Raw genomic sequence first — 16198 nt, forward strand, 5'->3', positions numbered from 1 at the left:
AGGTGGATATATGGAATCGGTGATGAGCAAAAGAAAGAACGTAGCGATAGTTGGTCACACGGGATCTGGAAAATCTTTGCTTTTGTCAGCATTCCTTTACAACGCAAAAGTTTTTGACCGTATAAGCATCAAACAAATTGACACTGATCCGATCGAAGAAGCCAAAGGTTCCAGTGTTACCTCGCATGTTTTTTCTTTCAACTGGAAAGAAGATTTGTTCACGGCAATTGACACGCCTGGATTTGGAGATTTCATTGCCGACGTGATAAACGCCATCTTTGTGTGTGAAAATGTTTTGAGCGTTATAAACGGTGTTGCAGGAGTTGAGATTCAGACTGAAAGAACTTGGCAGATAGCGGAAGATTTCAACCGTCCTGTGATGGTTTTTGTGAATCAGCTTGACAAAGAAAGAAGCAGTTTTGAAAACTCTGTTGAAAGTTTGAAGTCATCCTTTGGCGCTAAAGTAACTCCGCTTGTTTTACCCATAGGATCGGAAAGCGATTTCAAAGGCGTTGTCGACCTCATCAAAATGAAAGCTTTTGTTTACCAAAACGGAAAACCAAGTGAAATCCCAATCCCCGATGATTTGAAAAAACAAGCAGATGAGATGAGGCTTAAGATGGTTGAGGACATAGTTGAATCCGACGACAGTTTGATGGAAAAATACTTGGAAGGTCAAGAGATTTCGTCTGAAGAATTAATCAAAGCACTGATCAATGCGTACAAAAAGAGATTGGTGATACCTGTTTTCTGTGGTTCTGCTGAAAAGAACATAGGAATCGATGTTTTGCTCGATTACATTTCCCAAATAGGTGCAACTCCTTTGGATTGTCCAAAGTACAAAGCAAAACTTGAAGACGGAACAGAAATAGAAGTTCAAGTTACACCAAATGAACCTTTCTGTGCTTACAATTTTAAAACAATCGTTGACCCGTTTGTTGGACGCGTGAGTTACATAAAGGTCATAGCCGGAACGATTAAGCCAGGCGACAGCTATGTGAACGTTAACAGAGGGTTGACGGACAAGTTTGGTAGACTCTACAGAGCGATGGGTAAAGAACAGGTAGAAGTTGAGGAAGCAATAAGTGGAGACATAATAGTTCTTCCAAAGCTTAAAGAAGGTGGGGTAGGCGAAACCCTTGCGCACAGAGACAGAAAGATCATGATAATTCCACCTGCCTTCCCAGAACCGATGTTTTCAAGATCTGTTAACCCCAAGTCCAAGACGGACATAGACAAGATAAGCAATGGATTGTCAAGGTTAGCGGAAACCGATCCAACTTTCAAGTGGGAATACGATCCTGAAACTGGTGAAACCGTTGTGTCAGGTATAGGGACAGTCCATCTGGATACGATGATAGAGAGATTGAAAACCATCTTCGGCGTAGACGTTGAAGTTGGTAAGCCGAAGATTGCCTACAGAGAGACGATCACAAAGAAAGTTGTTGCTGAGTATAAACACAAAAAGCAAACAGGTGGTCACGGTCAGTATGGACATGTGAAAATTGAAATGGAACCGCTTCCAAGAGGAGCAGGCTTTGAATTTGTAGACAAAATCTTTGGAGGAGCTATTCCGAAGAACTACATACCGGCAGTTGAAAAAGGAATCATAGAAGCCATGAAACGTGGTTCACTCGCTGGTTATCCTGTGGTTGATGTGAGAGTGACTTTGTTTGATGGTTCTTATCACGAAGTCGACTCCTCGGATATTTCATTCCAGATAGCTGCAATTCAAGCCTTTAGAAAGGGTATGGAAGAAGCAAAGCCAGTTTTGCTGGAGCCAATAATGGAGGTTGAAGTTTTCTGCCCAGACGAAGTTGCCGGTGATGTCATAGGGGATATAACTGCTAGAAGGGGTAGACCGCAAGGTATGGAACCAGTTGGACGCGGAATGTCAAAGATAAAAGCCGAGGTTCCTCTTGCAGAAATGCTGGACTTTTCAGGCAGATTGTCTGGTTTGACAAGTGGTCGTGGATACTTCACGATGAGGTTTTTGAAATACCAAGAAGTACCACCAAACATTCAGGAAAAAATAGTCCAAGAAAGGAAGCAGGAAAGAGAAAAACAAAACGCTTGATACGGCTGGCGGGGGCAACCCCGTCGCCTTTTTTCAGAAGGTGATAAGCCATGCATGCAGCCATAGTAAACTATAAGATTAGGTTGTTTGGAATTAAAACATTGAAAGAAAAACGATCTCTCATGAAACACTTGATCAACGAGCTTAGGTCGAAATTCAACGTATCAGTATCAGAAGTCGGTCTGTGCGACTCAACCAACTGGGCAGAAATTGGGGTGGCTGTTGTTTCATCATCTCAAGAGGTTGTTGAGAACACAATTCAAAATGTAACCCTTTTGATCGAAAATTCCGACGGAATAGAGGTGGAAGAGATTGACAGAGAAAGTTGGTGAAAAAGCTTTCGATTTGATATCCGAACTTCGAAATTTGGCGTTTCATTTTCTAACTCCTTCAAGATACAACCACGCAATGAAATGCGTCGAATTTGGTTTAAAATTAGCGGAGATTCACAAAATTGACAAACAAAAGGTCGAAATATCGTGCTTGGCACATGATCTGTTTCGTGATTTTCCACCGAATATTCTTTTAAAGCTAGCTAGTCGTTATGGCATCGTGATCAACGATTATGAGCTAGTCAATCCTGTTTTACTTCATGGCAAAGTTGCCGCGAAGTATTTGGAAAGACGATACCAACTGAGGGACGAAAAACTCCTACTTGCTGTTGCTTACCATACCAGCGGTCACAAAGATTTCGACGAAGTTGGAAAGATACTTTTTTTGGCTGATTCTCTCGAAGAAAGTCGCGATTATGAGAGTGTTCAAGAGTTAAGAAAATTAGCAATGGAAGATTTAAAAGAAGGTTTGTTAAAGACGCTTGCAAACAAAATTTGCTATGCAATCCAAAGAAGTTATTTGCTTTTGCCTGAAACAATAGAAATGTGGAATGAATTGATCAAGAGAGAAAGATTTGGATTTTTCGAGCCAGACATGCTTCAAAACAACAAAAAGAGGTGATGAGTTGTGAAGCGAAGAAAAACGGCTTTATTTTGGATAATTTTAGCTGCTGCTCTCGCATTCGCTGGTTTTGCTGGATGGATTTTATTATCGAACATGTTTTTGAAAAATTCCCCAGAATTTACTTCCAGCGTTTTACATTACGCTTTTGTGAATAAAGAAAAAGGTGTTGCTTACTTTGTAAGAATTGACACCACCAAACGGATGGTGTACATTGTGACCCTTAAACAACATTACTTTGATCCGGTCAACAGCAGAGCATTGGATTTGTCCAACCCACTTGATGTTTTCAGTTTTGTCGAGAGAATGTTTGATATTTCCTCTAGCCAAAGATTCTTTGCTTCTTTGACTGACAAGCAACTGAAAGAATTCATGAATTCGTTTTTCAAAAACGGTTCAAACGATTTTCCTGTGTTTCTCACCAACTTAGCAAGTAAAAAAGCTGGAATTTTCGATAACATGCTGCTTGGAAGACGATTGAATGTTCTTAGGCCCGAATCAAACTTTACCAAAGCATCCCTCGCAAAGTTCGTGTACGAACTTAGGCGAAACGCTTTAAGGTTTTACACACTTACCACCGTTATCGACAAACCTGTTCGAATATATGTTGATGGTCGACAATACGAAAGAATATACCTTGACCCAAAAAGCATAGAGCTAATAAGAGAGGATTTAAGAAGGTAAGCTCTTGACAAATTTCGACTAAAATAGTATGATTTTCCAGGAGGTGAAAAAGATGGCCTACAAGATCACAGTTTATACCGCGCCAGGTTGTCCGTATTGCACGAAGGCAAAGAATTATTTTAGACAACTTGGTTTGAACTTCACTGAGATAGACGTTTCAAAAGATTATAGAAAAGCTCAAGAACTTGTGCGCAAAACAGGACAAATGGGCGTACCGGTTATTGAAATTGGGAACCAGATAATAATAGGTTTCGACAAAGATAGAATTGATAGAATTTTGGGAGTAAGATAAAATGATTGATGTCTTGTTCACTCCATCACGCATTTCAACGCAGGCTTGTGTTGTCATAGTGGATGTATTGAGGGCTACCAGCACTATCATCACAGCTTTGGCAAATGGTGCTTTGTCGGTAAAACCTGTGGTTGAAGTTTCAAAAGCTCTGAAGGAAAGAAATAAAGATGTGCTTGTTTGTGGTGAAAGAAATAGCGTTAAACCAAAAGGCTTTGACCTTGGCAATTCTCCCAAAGAGTATAAAAGAGAAATCGTTGAAGGAAAGAACATAATTTTAACCACGACTAACGGAACCAAGGCTGTAAATCGTGTCAAATCTCCAAAGATTCTAGCAGGTGCATTTTTGAATTTAGGTTCTCTTGTAGAAAAGCTTCGTGGATGTGAGGATGTACTAGTGGTATGCGCTGGGCAGGATGGTTTTATCGCACTTGAAGATGTGTTGTGCGCTGGTACCATTGTTGAGAGGTTGAAAAGGGATGATCTTGAAGATGGTGCAAAAATAGCGCTTCAAATTTGGAAAGATTTATCGAACGTTGATTTAAGCTCTTTGCTGTTGAGTACCAGTCATGGAAGAAAACTCGCTGAAATTGGAATGAAAGATGATGTGATTTATTGTTCGCAAATTGACCTTTTCGATGTGGTACCTATTTTAAGCAAAGGGAAGTTCATCAAATACGCGGAATGAAAAACCCCTCCTTGCGGAGGGGTAATTTCAATATATAACCTTCGAAACTATCTTTGCAAGTTCGATGAACTGGCGATCCAAACTGGCTCCACCAACTAACCCACCGTCTATGTCGGGTTTAAGTATGAGACTCAGGAAGTTGTCGGGTTTTATACTGCCTCCGTATAAAATTGGAACAGAATTTGCTGTTTCTTCATCGTAAAGTTCCGCAAGTAACTGGCGAATGAACCTTTGTACTTCCTGGGCTTGCCATGGTTTTGCAACTATTCCAGTTCCTATTGCCCAAACTGGTTCGTAGGCTATAACAACGTTTCGCACCTCTTCTTTTGTAACACCGTACAATCCTTGTCTTACCTGCAATTCAACAACGCAAAATGTCAACCCTTTCTCCCTTTCTTCTTTTGTTTCTCCAACACACAAGATCGGTTTCATGCCATTTTTCAAAACGGCTTTGACTTTCTTGTTTATAAGTTCATCAGTTTCCTGAAAGATGTGACGTCTTTCAGAGTGTCCAACTATCACGTATTCAACACCTATTTCTTTCAACATTGCCGGAGAGACTTCTCCAGTGAAAGCGCCAAATTGTTCGTAGTAGCAGTTTTGCGCCCCAAGTTTTATATTCGTGCCAGCAAGTAACTCCTTAACATCGGTTAAACAAACAAATGGCGGGCACAAGACTATTTCAAACTTCATGCCCGCCAAGCTTTGAATCAATTCATTCACAAAAAGTTTTGCCTGTTGATTGGTTTTGTTCATTTTCCAATTGCCAGCGAGGATGATTCTATCTATTTTTTTTTGTCAGCAATGCTCTTAATTCCAGGAAGTTCCTTTCCCTCCAAAAATTCCAGGGAAGCTCCTCCACCGGTTGAAACATGACTGTAAGCTGATTCCAAACCGAATTTTGCCACCGCAGCAGCTGTGTCTCCACCACCTATGACCGTGGTTCCTTTGACTTTGGCTATTATTTCGGCAACCTTCTTGGTTCCCTCGGCAAAATCATCGATTTCAAATACTCCCATCGGACCGTTCCAAACGACAGTTTTTGCACCTTCCATTGCTTTTTCGAACAACGAAACCGTCTCAGGTCCTATGTCAAGACCCATCCAACCCTCAGGTATTCCCTCTGAGATTTTGACCACTTTCTTTTCCACACCTGGCTCCATTTTTTGAGCTATTACAGCATCGACAGGCAGAACAAGTTCAACACCTTTTTCCTTAGCCATTCTCATGATGTCTTTTGCAAGCTCAAGTTTGTCGTCTTCAACGAGGGATGACCCAACCGAGAACCCTTGAGCTTTGAGGAAGGTGAACATCATTGCGCCACCAATCAAAAGTTTGTCTGCCTTGTTGAGCAAGTTTGTTATAACACCTATTTTGTCCGAAACCTTGGCTCCTCCAAGCACGACAACATATGGGTGTTCAGGCTCGTAAGTTACTTTGCTTAGAAATTCTATCTCTTTCTCCATCAGAAAACCTGCAACGCTTGGTATGAAGGAAGCTATTCCAACGTTTGAAGCATGCGCTCTGTGAGCTGTTCCAAAAGCATCGTTGACGTGAATATCTGCCAACTCAGCCCAAGCACGGGCTAGTTCAAGATCATTTTTCTCCTCACCAGGATGAAATCTTGTGTTTTCCAAAACCAAAACATCACCTGGTTTCATGTTTTTCACAGCTTCTTTTACTTCGTCTCCATACAGCTGTGGAACAAATATGACATTTAGATTCGATATGTTCTTTAGATGTTCAGCCACTGGTTTCATGGAGTACTTCGGATCTGGTCCTTTTGGTCTGCCAAGGTGCGACAAAAGTATCACTTTTGCACCGTTTTTGACGGCATATTCTATGGTTGGCAAAGCAGCTCTTATTCTCGTATCATCGGCAACCTTACCATCTTTATCAAGGGGAACGTTGAAATCAACCCTCATGATAACGGTTTTGCCAGCCAGATCCACATCCCTGATTGTCATCTTTTTCATCTTTCCACCCCCTTTGCTGGTAAAAGAGGGAGGGAAAACCTCCCTCACATGAGTTTTGCGAGCAATTCGACTGTATCAACTACCCTACAGCTGTATCCGTACTCGTTGTCATACCAGGAGAATACTTTGATCAAATTATCTTTAACGTTTGTCAAGGTTGCATCGAAGATACCAGAATAAGGTGTTCCAACTATATCGGAACTGACTATTGGATCTTCGTTGTAAAGAATGATCCCTTTAAGTTCATTTTCGCAAGCTTCTTTCATAACTGCGTTGACTTCTTCGATTGTGGTTGGCTTTTCAACAAGTGCGGTGAAGTCGGATATTGATCCATCTGGGACTGGTACCCTCAAAGCGATACCATCGAGTTTTCCTTTGAGTTCTGGAACAACAAGTGCAACTGCCTTTGCAGCACCTGTTGTAGTTGGTATAGTGTTGAGAGCGGCAGCTCTAGCTCTCCTGAGATCTTTGTGAGGTAGATCCAGCACTCTTTGGTCGTTGGTGTAAGCATGAACAGTTGTCAAGAAACCACTTTTGATTCCGAATTTTCTGTGCAAAACTTTGATTATTGGAGCGATGGAGTTCGTTGTACAAGAAGCACAAGAAATTATGGTGTGCTCTGGTTTGAGATCTTTTTCGTTACAACCAATCACCACAGTTATATCTTCGCCTTTTGCTGGAGCTGTTATCACAACTTTTTTGGCTCCAGCTTGAAGGTGCAAAGCGGCCTTGTCCCTTTCAGTGAAAACTCCAGATGATTCAATAACAACATCGATGCCAAGGTCCTTCCAAGGAAGCTTTGAAGGATCCTTTTCACTGAAAACTTTTAAAGCTTTACCATCGATGACGATGTTTCCATCCGAAACCTTGACTTCACCTGGATAAATCTTGTGAACAGAATCGTACTTGAAAAGATGAGCAAGTGTGGCGGCATCGGTGATATCATTGATGGCAACAACTTCGATATCCTTTGAGTTTCTCCTTAGAATTTCCCTTAGCACTATCCTACCAATTCTTCCGAAACCGTTAATTGCCACTCTCACTTCAAATCCCTCCTTTAGGTTGATTATGCTCAATATTATACTACAAAAGTAATCCTTAACTGAAAGGTACATTTGTGTAAAAAATCACAAATTTGGCATACCTTGTATTCCCGTTATCTTCTCGATCTCCTCTTGTCGTCTCCTTTCAATTTCCTTCAAAGCTTCGTTTACAGCAGCAACGATCAAATCGTTCAACATTTCTTTATCTTGGAGAAGTGCGTCGTCGTATTCGATTGCCACTATTTCGTAGTTACACTTTGCTCTAACTTTAACCGCTCCTCCACCTGCTGAGCCAATAACTTCCATTGTTTCGAAGGTTTCTTCAAGTTTTTGAAGATTTTCCCACATCTGTTGTTGTATTTTCTCTAGATTTTGTAGTGTTTTATCCCCTTTCGCTCCGTAACTTCTCCCACCAAAGCCTCTAATTTTCTTCAAATTGATCACTCCTCAATTTGAACTTTTCCAGGGAACATTTGCCGAAGTTTCTTCAAAATTTCTTTTTCTCTCGCCTCATCTATGACCAACTTTATGGTGAAATCCTTTTTCAGCAGGGATTTTAAAAGGAATTCCAATTCAAACGTTTTTTGTTTCACATACTCGTACTGGAATTTTTGTGTCGGTAAAAACGATATTTCTATCTCTTTCTCCTTGACTTTTATTTGAGCTTGGGAAAGTGCAACGAACAGCGCTATGTCACCAACTGTTTTGAGATATTCAAGTACTTTTTCGATCTCACCGCTTCCTTTTTCTTCTTTTGTAACACTCTCAGGTGCTTGAATTTGTTGAGGCTGTGTAGGTTGCTGAGGTTGAACGTTTGAGTTTTCGGAAAGACTTGTTTTCGGTTTTGATTCAACAACAGCCGGTTGGGCTTCGGTTTTGCGATACTGTTGAGCCAAATTTGTCGACAGAAGTTTTAAAATTAACCTTTTGTTTTCGGCATATCTTAAGTCCTTCGAAATGTCGAAGATCTTTCTTGCCAAGTCAATGTATTCCTTTGACGGATTTTCCGAAATCTTCTTTTCCAAAAACTCCAGTGACATTTGGACAAGTTGATCAACATCGTAGCCGTGGTCGTAAACTTCGTCGATCAGTTTGACTAAGCCAACGATATCACCTTTTAAAATCGCTTCTATGTAATCTTCAACGGCTTTTGTTGGCACCAATCCGAGGGCTTTTTCCACAACCGATACATCTATTTTTCCATCTTGCGCATAACTCGAAACTTGTTCAAGCATTGATAAAGCATCTCTTAAACTACCCGAAGCCCTTTTTACAATGATCAACGCAGCCTCTTCATCAATAGACATTTGTTCATTTTGAGCCACATTTTTGATGTGTTGTAGCATATTTTTTTCTGAAAGATTTTTAAATTGTATAACTTGGCACCTAGATATGATCGTTGGAGGAACTCTTTCCAAATTCGTTGTTGCAAGCACAAAAACAACCTTTTCCGGTGGTTCTTCCAAAGTTTTCAAAAGAGCGTTGAAAGCTTCCCTGGTCAGCATGTGAAATTCGTCGACGATGTAAACTTTGTAGTTTCCCATCATCGGTCTGAAGCCAACGGCATCTCTTATTCTTCTGATCTCATCTATACCACGGTTAGATGCCGCGTCGAGTTCTATAACGTCGGGATGGATTCCTTTGTCTATGGCGAGACAGCTGTCACATTTACAGCAGGGTTCATAATCTACTCTATTTGGGCAGTTCAAAGCTTTTGCGAGGATTCTGGCAATAGAAGTTTTTCCGGTACCCCTTGGACCGGCGAATATGTACGCGTGAGAAACCTTGTTTTTCTTAATGGCGTTTTGGAGAACCAATTTTGCCTGTTCTTGGTCTATTATTTGGTTGAAACACTTTGGTCTATATTTTCTATAGAGAGCTTCCAAAGGCAAATCACCCAATTCACATTATATCAAAGATTCTGGAGGTGTGACAGTTGAATAAGTTCAACTTTCTTTTCATAGTGTTTTTGACGATGTTGCTTTGCAGTATCGCCCTTTCTCAAGTTGTTCCACAGTGGTTTCAAAATCTCGTACAAGAAGCCAGAGGAAAGTTTGGGTTGGTGACTGATCCAAAGTTTGTCGAAGAACTTTACACAGCCATTTTAAACGTCTCGGAGAAACACGGTTTGGATCCTTTGCTCATAGTGAGTTTAATACTTGTGGAGAGTGAATTTAGGTTTGTTGTTGGGTCATCAGGTGAACTTGGCCTAGTTCAAATAAAACCTGAAACAGCTGCGTTCGTTGCGAGAATATACGGTTTGCAGGAACCATCAGAAGGTTGGAGATCTCTTTTGTGGGATTATAATTTAAACATAGAGTATGGGGCGCTTTACTTGAAATATCTTTTGAATAGAACAAATGGAAATCTCTTCAAAGCCTTGGAACTTTACAACGGTGGTAGTAGAAAGAGTGAGTACGCAAACAAAATTATCAAAGCTTACGAGGAGATGATGACATATCACCAAGATCTTGGTAGTGGAAGATGATTCAAAGATTGCAAGATTGCTTGAAATTTTTCTTCAAAATCACGGTTATCAAGTTAAAATTGCGCCGGATGGTGAAAAAGGTTGGGAGGAATTTGTTTTCTTTGATCCAAAGATCGTGATAGTGGATTTGATGCTTCCCAAATTCGACGGGTTTGAACTGATAGAAAAGATACGTTCAGTTGATCAAGAAGTTGGGATAATCGTTTTGACTGCCAGAGGAGAAGTTGAGAACAGAATAAAAGGTTTCAAAAAAGGCGCAGACGACTATGTACCTAAGCCTTTTCACCTTGAAGAGTTGTTGGCAAGGATAGAAGCGCTTGAAAAGCGCGTTAAGAAAGACGAGCTTTTGCGAGTAGGTCAAGTCATTTTTGATCCAAAAAGCAGAACCTTGACCTTTCCTGATGGAACTGAGACTGTTCTTTCCGAAAGAGAGTCATCCCTTTTGTATTGGTTGGTTGTTAAAGCCGGGACTGTTCTGTCTCGCGAAGAATTGTTGGAGCTTGTGTGGAAAGATAGCGAAAACATCAGCAAAAACATAGTGGATGTTTACATTAAGTATCTTCGAGACAAACTCAAAGATTATGGTGGGATGATCAAAACGGTGAGGGGAAGCGGATATGTTCTCGACACTTAAATGGAAGATGACTTTCTGGCAAACTGTTTTGTTTTCGCTGTTGTTGGGGCTTGGTTTTTTAATGGCTTACAACATCACAAAAACTTTGCATATAAATCGTTCAGCTGAGGCGTTGAAAAGGGATGTACAGGCTTCTTTAAGGCTTTTTCCAAGACCTTTTAGAATATCTCCGGTACCACATGGACTTGTAATTTTGAACGAAAATGGTGAGATAATTTACGGGTCAATCGATGTTGAAAACGAAAATTTTCAAAAGTTCGTAAATCATGTCCTATCGCTCAAAACTCCTTCTTACGTCAAGCTTGGCAAAAACGAATATTTGGTTGTAAAAATGACTTTGTTGACGTTTTCTGGAGAAAGGAGCTTCTTTTTGCTTGGCCCTGCCGGTAGTACGGGCGATTTGCTCAAGTTGTTGGCTCGCACTTTTTGGATTTTGTGGGGGATTTTTAGCATAGCTTCGCTTTTGCTTGGAGGGTACTTTGTCACCAAAACTTTGGAACCAATGAAAAGAATAACCGAGGAAGTGAAAAACATAAACGCCAGCGATTTGTCAAAAAGAGTTTATGATCCAAAAACCAACGACGAAGTTTCAATTCTTGCCAGAACCATAAACAGCATGCTTGATAGATTAGAAGCCGGATTTGAAGCACAAAGCGAGTTCATTCGTGACGTTTCTCATGAACTGAGAACGCCTTTGACAACCATACAAGGATATGCCGAATTGATCTTGAATTTTCTAGACAGAAAAGACATTGTTGTTGAGGCTGCTTCGACGATTTTTGAAACTGCCCAGAAACTTTCTAGATTGACGGAGTCTTTGCTTGCACTTTCCATGCCAGTGAAAAAAGTAGAGTTTCGTCAAGTTGACTTAAGGGAATTTCTTGAGGCTTTAGCTGAAACGTTTAAAGCTCAGTTTAAAGACTTCAACATAATCGTTGAAGGGCAAGGAAAAGCTTACACTGACCCAAAGGTGCTGGAAATAATTGTGAAAGCGTTGGTTGAAAATGCCGTGAATTTTTCGAAAGATAGAAAAGAAGTGATCCTGCGATGTGAAGAAGGGAAACTGTCGGTCAAAGATTTTGGAATAGGGATAGAAGAGAGTGAGATCCCGAAAATTTTCAGAAAATTCTACAAGGTTGATAAATCTAGGTCAAAGGATGGTTATGGTCTAGGGCTCTCGATCGTCGATAAACTTTTGAAATTCATAAATGCGAAGATAGAGGTGAAAAGTAAACTTGGCGAAGGAAGCGAGTTTACAATCGTGTTCCCTGATCAAAGGGAGGTTTTACAGTGAAAGTAGGAGGTCAAGCAATAATCGAAGGAGTTTTGATGATGGGCAAAAGAGTTGTGATCGCCGTAAAGAACCAAGATGGTAACGTGATAGTTGAGGAATTATCTGTCAAAGTCCCGAGCAATTCAAAAATGTTCAAGATACCCTTGATTAGAGGACTGATCTCTGTATACTACTCTTTGTATTACGGTATATTAGCGCTCAACAGATCCGCCGAGATAAGTACTGGTCAAAAAATGAAAAAATCCGAAACCTTTTGGTCTATCGTTTTGGCAGTTGGATTGGCTGTGGGTTTGTTCATTGTGCTTCCAACTTTGTTGATCAACCTCATAAAGGGCTTAAAAGAAAACGAGTTTTTGTTCTCTCTATTTGAAGGAATTGTACGGTTGATTTTCTTTTTGATTTACGTTTACATAATTTCTTTCATGAAAGATGTCAAAAGAATCTTTCAATACCACGGTGCTGAGCACATGGTTATAAACGCCTATGAATCTGGTGAAAAGTTGATCGCTGAAAATGTGAGAAAATACAGTACGATTCACCCTAGGTGTGGAACAAGTTTCGTGATGATAGTTTTAATCGTATCCATAGTTTTGTTCAGCCTTTTTGGCTTGATAAGGTCGAATGATTTGCTATGGAGAATTTTGACAAGACTTGTGATGTTACCAGTTGTTGTTGCGTTCTCCTATGAAATCTTGCGAATTTCTTCAAAAGGTTCAAAAATCATGAAAATTCTAACGGCACCTGGCTTGCTTTTACAAAAACTTACAACAGCCATTCCAGATGACTCACAAATTGAGGTTGCGTTGATTTCACTGAAAGAAGCGTTGAAAGAAAAGGTGAATACAGATGCTTCTGGGATAGAATTTCTTGGTTAATCACCATCTTGTGGTTAGCTCTAGCGTTCCGCTTGGAATTATGTTGTATTTTTTCAACAGTTCTCTGACATCTTCAGTTGCATAAATTCTCACGATTTGCAAAAGGTTGTTTTCCATTATCTTGTAAGCCGGATAACGTTTCATGTAATCATCAAAGGTAAGTATTTCGTCTTTTTTAGAATCATAAAGGTATACGTTGCTTTTTAGAAATTCTTCTGGATGCATTAAAGACAACTTGTAAGGTGTATCTGGTTTGAATATTTCGTCGAACTTTTCGAAAATTCTAACGAGTTGTTTCCTATCTTCAGACGAAAGTTCTTTTGATTTGCTGAGAACTTGGTTGATGCCTTCTTTAATTTTCTTCAACGTATCTTCCACAACGGCACTGCAGACTATGGATGGATCAACGCCTTGGGTGGAGAAAATCACCTCAACAACAACCTTCCAAAGATCTCTTTTTTGATAGCGTCTCACCAATTTGTAAGCCTTAACAAGTTTTTCTTCTTCCGAAGTCAAAGCCACGTTTCCGGATAAAATCTGCTGTTCGTCGCAAGTGTATTTTTGAAGAAGTTTTTCAAATTGCGATATCACCATGTACATTATTGATTGATCCGTTAAATCGAGAAATTTTTGCAAATCTTTGACCTTTTCTTCCAATCGCAGTGGTTCGTAAATCAAGGAGAGTATCTCCTGAATCATTAAGTCAGCAGCCCTTGAGGTTTTGTGAAAATAGACATTTTTGTACATCATGAATCTGCTGAACAAGCTTGCATATATTTGGTCTAAAACCTTTACATCATAACAAAGAATTTGCTTTTGACCAAAAACTTTGATGTAAGAGTTCCTGATGAGACGATCCACAGCGCTAACACCAAAATCGCTTGTTCCGCAATAATAAGCATCCCTTAGCAGGAAATCTAACCTGTCTGCTCCGAGAGGACCTTGTACGATGTTGAATTCCACAGTACCAGTTGATTCACCTTCGAAAATTTCGTTGACCTTTTGCATCAGCAAGTAGAATGTTTTTTCAGAAATCTTATCGGTTTTCATGGTAATTTTCAAGTCTTCTGCGACGGCTTCCCTCATCCTTGGATCGGGGATTCTCAAAAAACATTCCATCAATTCGTATGGCATCAATTCAAGCAGTAGCTTCTCTCTGTATTGGTCATGCCCGTCTTTTATCTGCATCCTTTTGTAAACTACGTCGTCAAATTGGTGGCTAAAAGGCCCATGCCCAATGTCGTGCAACAAGCCTGCAAGACGAATGATTCTGATTTTCGATTGGTCCTTGAAAAGTCGGTTCGCATAAATGCCAGCTATGTGCATCACTCCAAGTGAGTGTGCAAATCGAGTATGACTCGCTCCAGGATAAACCAATTCAGCGCCGACAAGTTGTGATAAGCTTCTTAGCCTTTGAACAGGTCTTGTGTCAATCGATAATATCTCCAACGGAAAAAGTGCTATTTCAGAATGTATTGGATCACGTGACACCTTGTGGTACACCGCTTATCACCTCTTTTGAGATTTTACAACGATTTTGGCATAATAGTTTCGCTTGATAAAAGAGAGGTGGGAATTTTGTTGGCCATCAAGGCATTGAACGTGACAAAGGTTTTCAGAAGAGAGAAAAACGATTTAATTTATGCTGTGAACAATGTTTCTTTTGAGGTTGAAGAAGGTGAAATATTCGGTATTCTTGGTCCTAATGGATCGGGTAAGTCGACGTTGATTAGGCTTATTTCAACTCTTTTGATACCCGACAGTGGCACCATAGAAGTTTTTGGAAAAGATGTGGTGAAAGAAGCGCACGAGGTTAGAAAATACATTCACAGAGTTTCCGCCGAAGCTGGACTTTTCAAAAAACTTTCGGCGTATGAGAATTTGTTGTTCTCGGCTGGAATTTACGGTTTAAGCAAAAAAGAGGCCTACGAGAAAATCAACGAAATAGCTTCGTTGATAGGACTTGATAAAAAAAGGCTCAACGATCCGATTGAACAGTTTTCAAGAGGTATGCAACAAAAAGTATCCATTGCAAGGGCTTTTCTAACTCAACCAAAATTGCTGCTACTCGACGAACCGACGACAGGGCTCGATCCGCGTGCAAAATTGGAGGTTCACGCCCTTATAAGAAAGGCAAACAAGCAAGGCAGCACCATACTTCTTTCAACACACGATATGAACGAGGCTTATGAGCTTTGTGACAGAGTGATGATAATTTTCAACGGCAGGATAGTTGTGATAGGTGATCCAAAAGAATTGGTTAGAAACATGAGGGAAAAATATCAGGATGCAACTTTGGAAACAGTATTTTTGGAATACACTGGTTATGACTTTTCCGAGGTAGATGTTGAGGAGGTCGGATGATATGGAGAGTCTGATCAGAGAAATAAGGGCAGCAGGAGCTTTCATAACGAGGAATCTTCATCTGACAAAAAGGTATTTCAAATGGGAGCTGGTGTTCTTTGCTTATACGGTTGCAAACACCGTAACCATGGGATTCATCGGCAAAGGTGCGGTCCAGTTTGGTGCAACAATTGATGTGAATTATCTTGTACTTTATATGCTCATTGGTTCAATACTTTGGGGATATCTTTCTGTTCTTTTTGAAATAATAGCAGAAACAGTGGCGTGGGAAAGATGGGAAGACACAATTGAATATACCTTCATGGCACCGGTGAGTAGAGTAACGCATTTGCTTAGCACGTGCATGTACAGTGTTGTGTATGGGATCTTAAGAAGTGCACTGATACTCGTTATCGTAGCTTTGATGTTCAAATTGGATTTATCGAAAGCTAATTTTGCAGGAGCAGCAGTTGTTTTGGCGGCGAGTTCGATATCGTTCATAGGTCTTGGCGTAATGGGTGCGGTTTTACCGTTGATTTCACCTGAAAAGGGAGTGCAAGTTGTTCACATTTTTCAGGCTTTGCTGTTGATGTTTTCTGGCGTTTATTACGAGATAACGGTGCTTCCAAATTGGATGCAAGCTGTTGCGAAGTTTTCCCCCGCGACTTATGCTCTTAGAGGCATGAGGAATGCTTTGCTTGAAGGAAAAAATGTGGCACAACTTTGGAATGAAATATTTCCATTGCTTTTGTTTGGTTTGGTATTACTTCCACTTGGTATCTTTGTGTTCTCCAAAGTAGAGCTTTATGCAAAAAAGAAAGGATTGTTGAAAAGACATGGTTGAAGTTTTGTC

At 40.3% G+C, this 16198-nt stretch carries 18 protein-coding genes; 12 read left to right on the forward strand and 6 right to left on the reverse strand.

Annotated elements, in window-relative coordinates; translation table 11 throughout:
• Positions 1-10 precede the first annotated feature (10 nt).
• From fusA to THETH_RS02925, 6 genes are read left to right on the forward strand one after another with little or no spacing between them, the layout of a single operon-like run.
• Positions 11-2077, forward strand: coding sequence for an elongation factor G (gene fusA / locus THETH_RS02900; RefSeq protein WP_013931886.1), 2067 nt, complete (start codon positions 11-13; stop codon positions 2075-2077).
• Between the two features lie 50 nt (positions 2078-2127).
• Positions 2128-2409 (forward strand): DUF503 domain-containing protein, encoded by a 282-nt coding sequence (locus THETH_RS02905; protein WP_013931887.1) that lies wholly within the window; start codon positions 2128-2130, stop codon positions 2407-2409.
• Positions 2390-3031, forward strand: coding sequence for a bis(5'-nucleosyl)-tetraphosphatase (symmetrical) YqeK (gene yqeK / locus THETH_RS02910; RefSeq protein ID WP_013931888.1), 642 nt, complete (start codon positions 2390-2392; stop codon positions 3029-3031). Before THETH_RS02905 ends, yqeK begins: the two co-directional genes overlap by 20 nt.
• A gap of 6 nt (positions 3032-3037) precedes the next feature.
• Entirely contained in the window at positions 3038-3715 is a 678-nt protein-coding gene (locus THETH_RS02915) for a hypothetical protein (protein WP_013931889.1), read from the forward strand.
• Positions 3716-3767: 52 nt separating this feature from the next.
• The gene (locus THETH_RS02920) at positions 3768-4007 is read left to right on the forward strand and encodes a glutaredoxin family protein (protein WP_013931890.1); all 240 of its coding nucleotides are present in this window, start codon (positions 3768-3770) and stop codon (positions 4005-4007) included.
• A gap of 1 nt (position 4008) precedes the next feature.
• Positions 4009-4692 carry a 2-phosphosulfolactate phosphatase family protein gene (locus tag THETH_RS02925; protein WP_013931891.1) on the forward strand — a complete coding sequence of 228 codons (684 nt, stop codon included), beginning with the start codon at positions 4009-4011 and terminating at the stop codon, positions 4690-4692.
• 27 nt (positions 4693-4719) lie between these two features.
• Here THETH_RS02925 and tpiA read toward each other — a convergent pair whose 3' ends face one another.
• From tpiA to dnaX, 5 genes are all read right to left on the reverse strand, one after another.
• Positions 4720-5472, reverse strand: a complete 753-nt coding sequence (tpiA, locus tag THETH_RS02930; protein WP_407635684.1) for a triose-phosphate isomerase — start codon at positions 5470-5472, stop codon at positions 4720-4722.
• A gap of 5 nt (positions 5473-5477) precedes the next feature.
• Positions 5478-6668: a phosphoglycerate kinase gene (locus THETH_RS02935; RefSeq protein ID WP_013931893.1), complete on the reverse strand. Its 1191-nt coding sequence runs from the start codon at positions 6666-6668 to the stop codon at positions 5478-5480.
• Positions 6669-6712: 44 nt separating this feature from the next.
• Complete coding sequence (gene gap, locus THETH_RS02940) at positions 6713-7711, reverse strand: type I glyceraldehyde-3-phosphate dehydrogenase (RefSeq protein ID WP_013931894.1); 999 nt, start codon at positions 7709-7711, stop codon at positions 6713-6715.
• A gap of 84 nt (positions 7712-7795) precedes the next feature.
• Positions 7796-8146: a YbaB/EbfC family nucleoid-associated protein gene (locus tag THETH_RS02945; protein WP_013931895.1), complete on the reverse strand. Its 351-nt coding sequence runs from the start codon at positions 8144-8146 to the stop codon at positions 7796-7798.
• A 5-nt stretch (positions 8147-8151) separates the two neighbouring features.
• Positions 8152-9597, reverse strand: a complete 1446-nt coding sequence (gene dnaX / locus THETH_RS02950) for a DNA polymerase III subunit gamma/tau (protein WP_041446370.1) — start codon at positions 9595-9597, stop codon at positions 8152-8154.
• Between the two features lie 50 nt (positions 9598-9647).
• Here dnaX and THETH_RS02955 point away from each other — a divergent pair, with 50 nt between their 5' ends.
• From THETH_RS02955 to THETH_RS02970, 4 genes are read left to right on the forward strand one after another with little or no spacing between them, the layout of a single operon-like run.
• The gene (locus THETH_RS02955) at positions 9648-10199 is read left to right on the forward strand and encodes a transglycosylase SLT domain-containing protein (protein WP_013931897.1); all 552 of its coding nucleotides are present in this window, start codon (positions 9648-9650) and stop codon (positions 10197-10199) included.
• Positions 10189-10833, forward strand: a complete 645-nt coding sequence (locus tag THETH_RS02960) for a response regulator transcription factor (protein ID WP_013931898.1) — start codon at positions 10189-10191, stop codon at positions 10831-10833. The genes THETH_RS02955 and THETH_RS02960 overlap by 11 nt, the downstream gene beginning before the upstream one ends.
• A complete protein-coding gene (locus THETH_RS02965; protein ID WP_013931899.1) occupies positions 10817-12127 on the forward strand; it encodes a sensor histidine kinase in 1311 nt (436 codons plus the stop codon). Before THETH_RS02960 ends, THETH_RS02965 begins: the two co-directional genes overlap by 17 nt.
• Positions 12124-13002: a DUF1385 domain-containing protein gene (locus THETH_RS02970; protein WP_013931900.1), complete on the forward strand. Its 879-nt coding sequence runs from the start codon at positions 12124-12126 to the stop codon at positions 13000-13002. Before THETH_RS02965 ends, THETH_RS02970 begins: the two co-directional genes overlap by 4 nt.
• Here the strand turns inward: THETH_RS02970 and THETH_RS02975 are convergent, their stop codons facing one another.
• On the reverse strand, positions 13003-14505 hold the full coding sequence (locus tag THETH_RS02975; RefSeq protein WP_013931901.1) for an HD domain-containing protein: 1503 nt from the start codon (positions 14503-14505) through the stop codon (positions 13003-13005).
• A gap of 66 nt (positions 14506-14571) precedes the next feature.
• On the opposite strand from THETH_RS02975, the gene THETH_RS02980 reads away from it, so the two are divergent.
• Both THETH_RS02980 and THETH_RS02985 read left to right on the forward strand, forming a co-directional pair.
• Positions 14572-15366 (forward strand): ABC transporter ATP-binding protein, encoded by a 795-nt coding sequence (locus THETH_RS02980; protein ID WP_407635680.1) that lies wholly within the window; start codon positions 14572-14574, stop codon positions 15364-15366.
• Between the two features lies 1 nt (position 15367).
• On the forward strand, positions 15368-16189 hold the full coding sequence (locus tag THETH_RS02985; RefSeq protein WP_013931903.1) for an ABC transporter permease: 822 nt from the start codon (positions 15368-15370) through the stop codon (positions 16187-16189).
• Positions 16190-16198 lie beyond the last annotated feature (9 nt).

It is taken from the genome of Pseudothermotoga thermarum DSM 5069 (genome assembly GCF_000217815.1).
Classification (GTDB): Bacteria; Thermotogota; Thermotogae; order Thermotogales; family DSM-5069; genus Pseudothermotoga; species Pseudothermotoga thermarum.

Excerpts from the sequence above, each read along its gene's own strand:
- fusA (WP_013931886.1), top strand. The coding sequence starts at position 11 with ATGGAATCGGTGATGAGCAAAAGAAAGAACGTAGCGATAGTTGGTCAC.
- THETH_RS02985 (WP_013931903.1), top strand. The coding sequence starts at position 15,368 with ATGGAGAGTCTGATCAGAGAAATAAGGGCAGCAGGAGCTTTCATAACG.
- THETH_RS02920 (WP_013931890.1), top strand. The coding sequence starts at position 3,768 with ATGGCCTACAAGATCACAGTTTATACCGCGCCAGGTTGTCCGTATTGC.
- THETH_RS02925 (WP_013931891.1), top strand. The coding sequence starts at position 4,009 with ATGATTGATGTCTTGTTCACTCCATCACGCATTTCAACGCAGGCTTGT.
- THETH_RS02965 (WP_013931899.1), top strand. The coding sequence starts at position 10,817 with ATGTTCTCGACACTTAAATGGAAGATGACTTTCTGGCAAACTGTTTTG.
- THETH_RS02935 (WP_013931893.1), bottom strand. The coding sequence starts at position 6,668 with ATGAAAAAGATGACAATCAGGGATGTGGATCTGGCTGGCAAAACCGTT.
- THETH_RS02905 (WP_013931887.1), top strand. The coding sequence starts at position 2,128 with ATGCATGCAGCCATAGTAAACTATAAGATTAGGTTGTTTGGAATTAAA.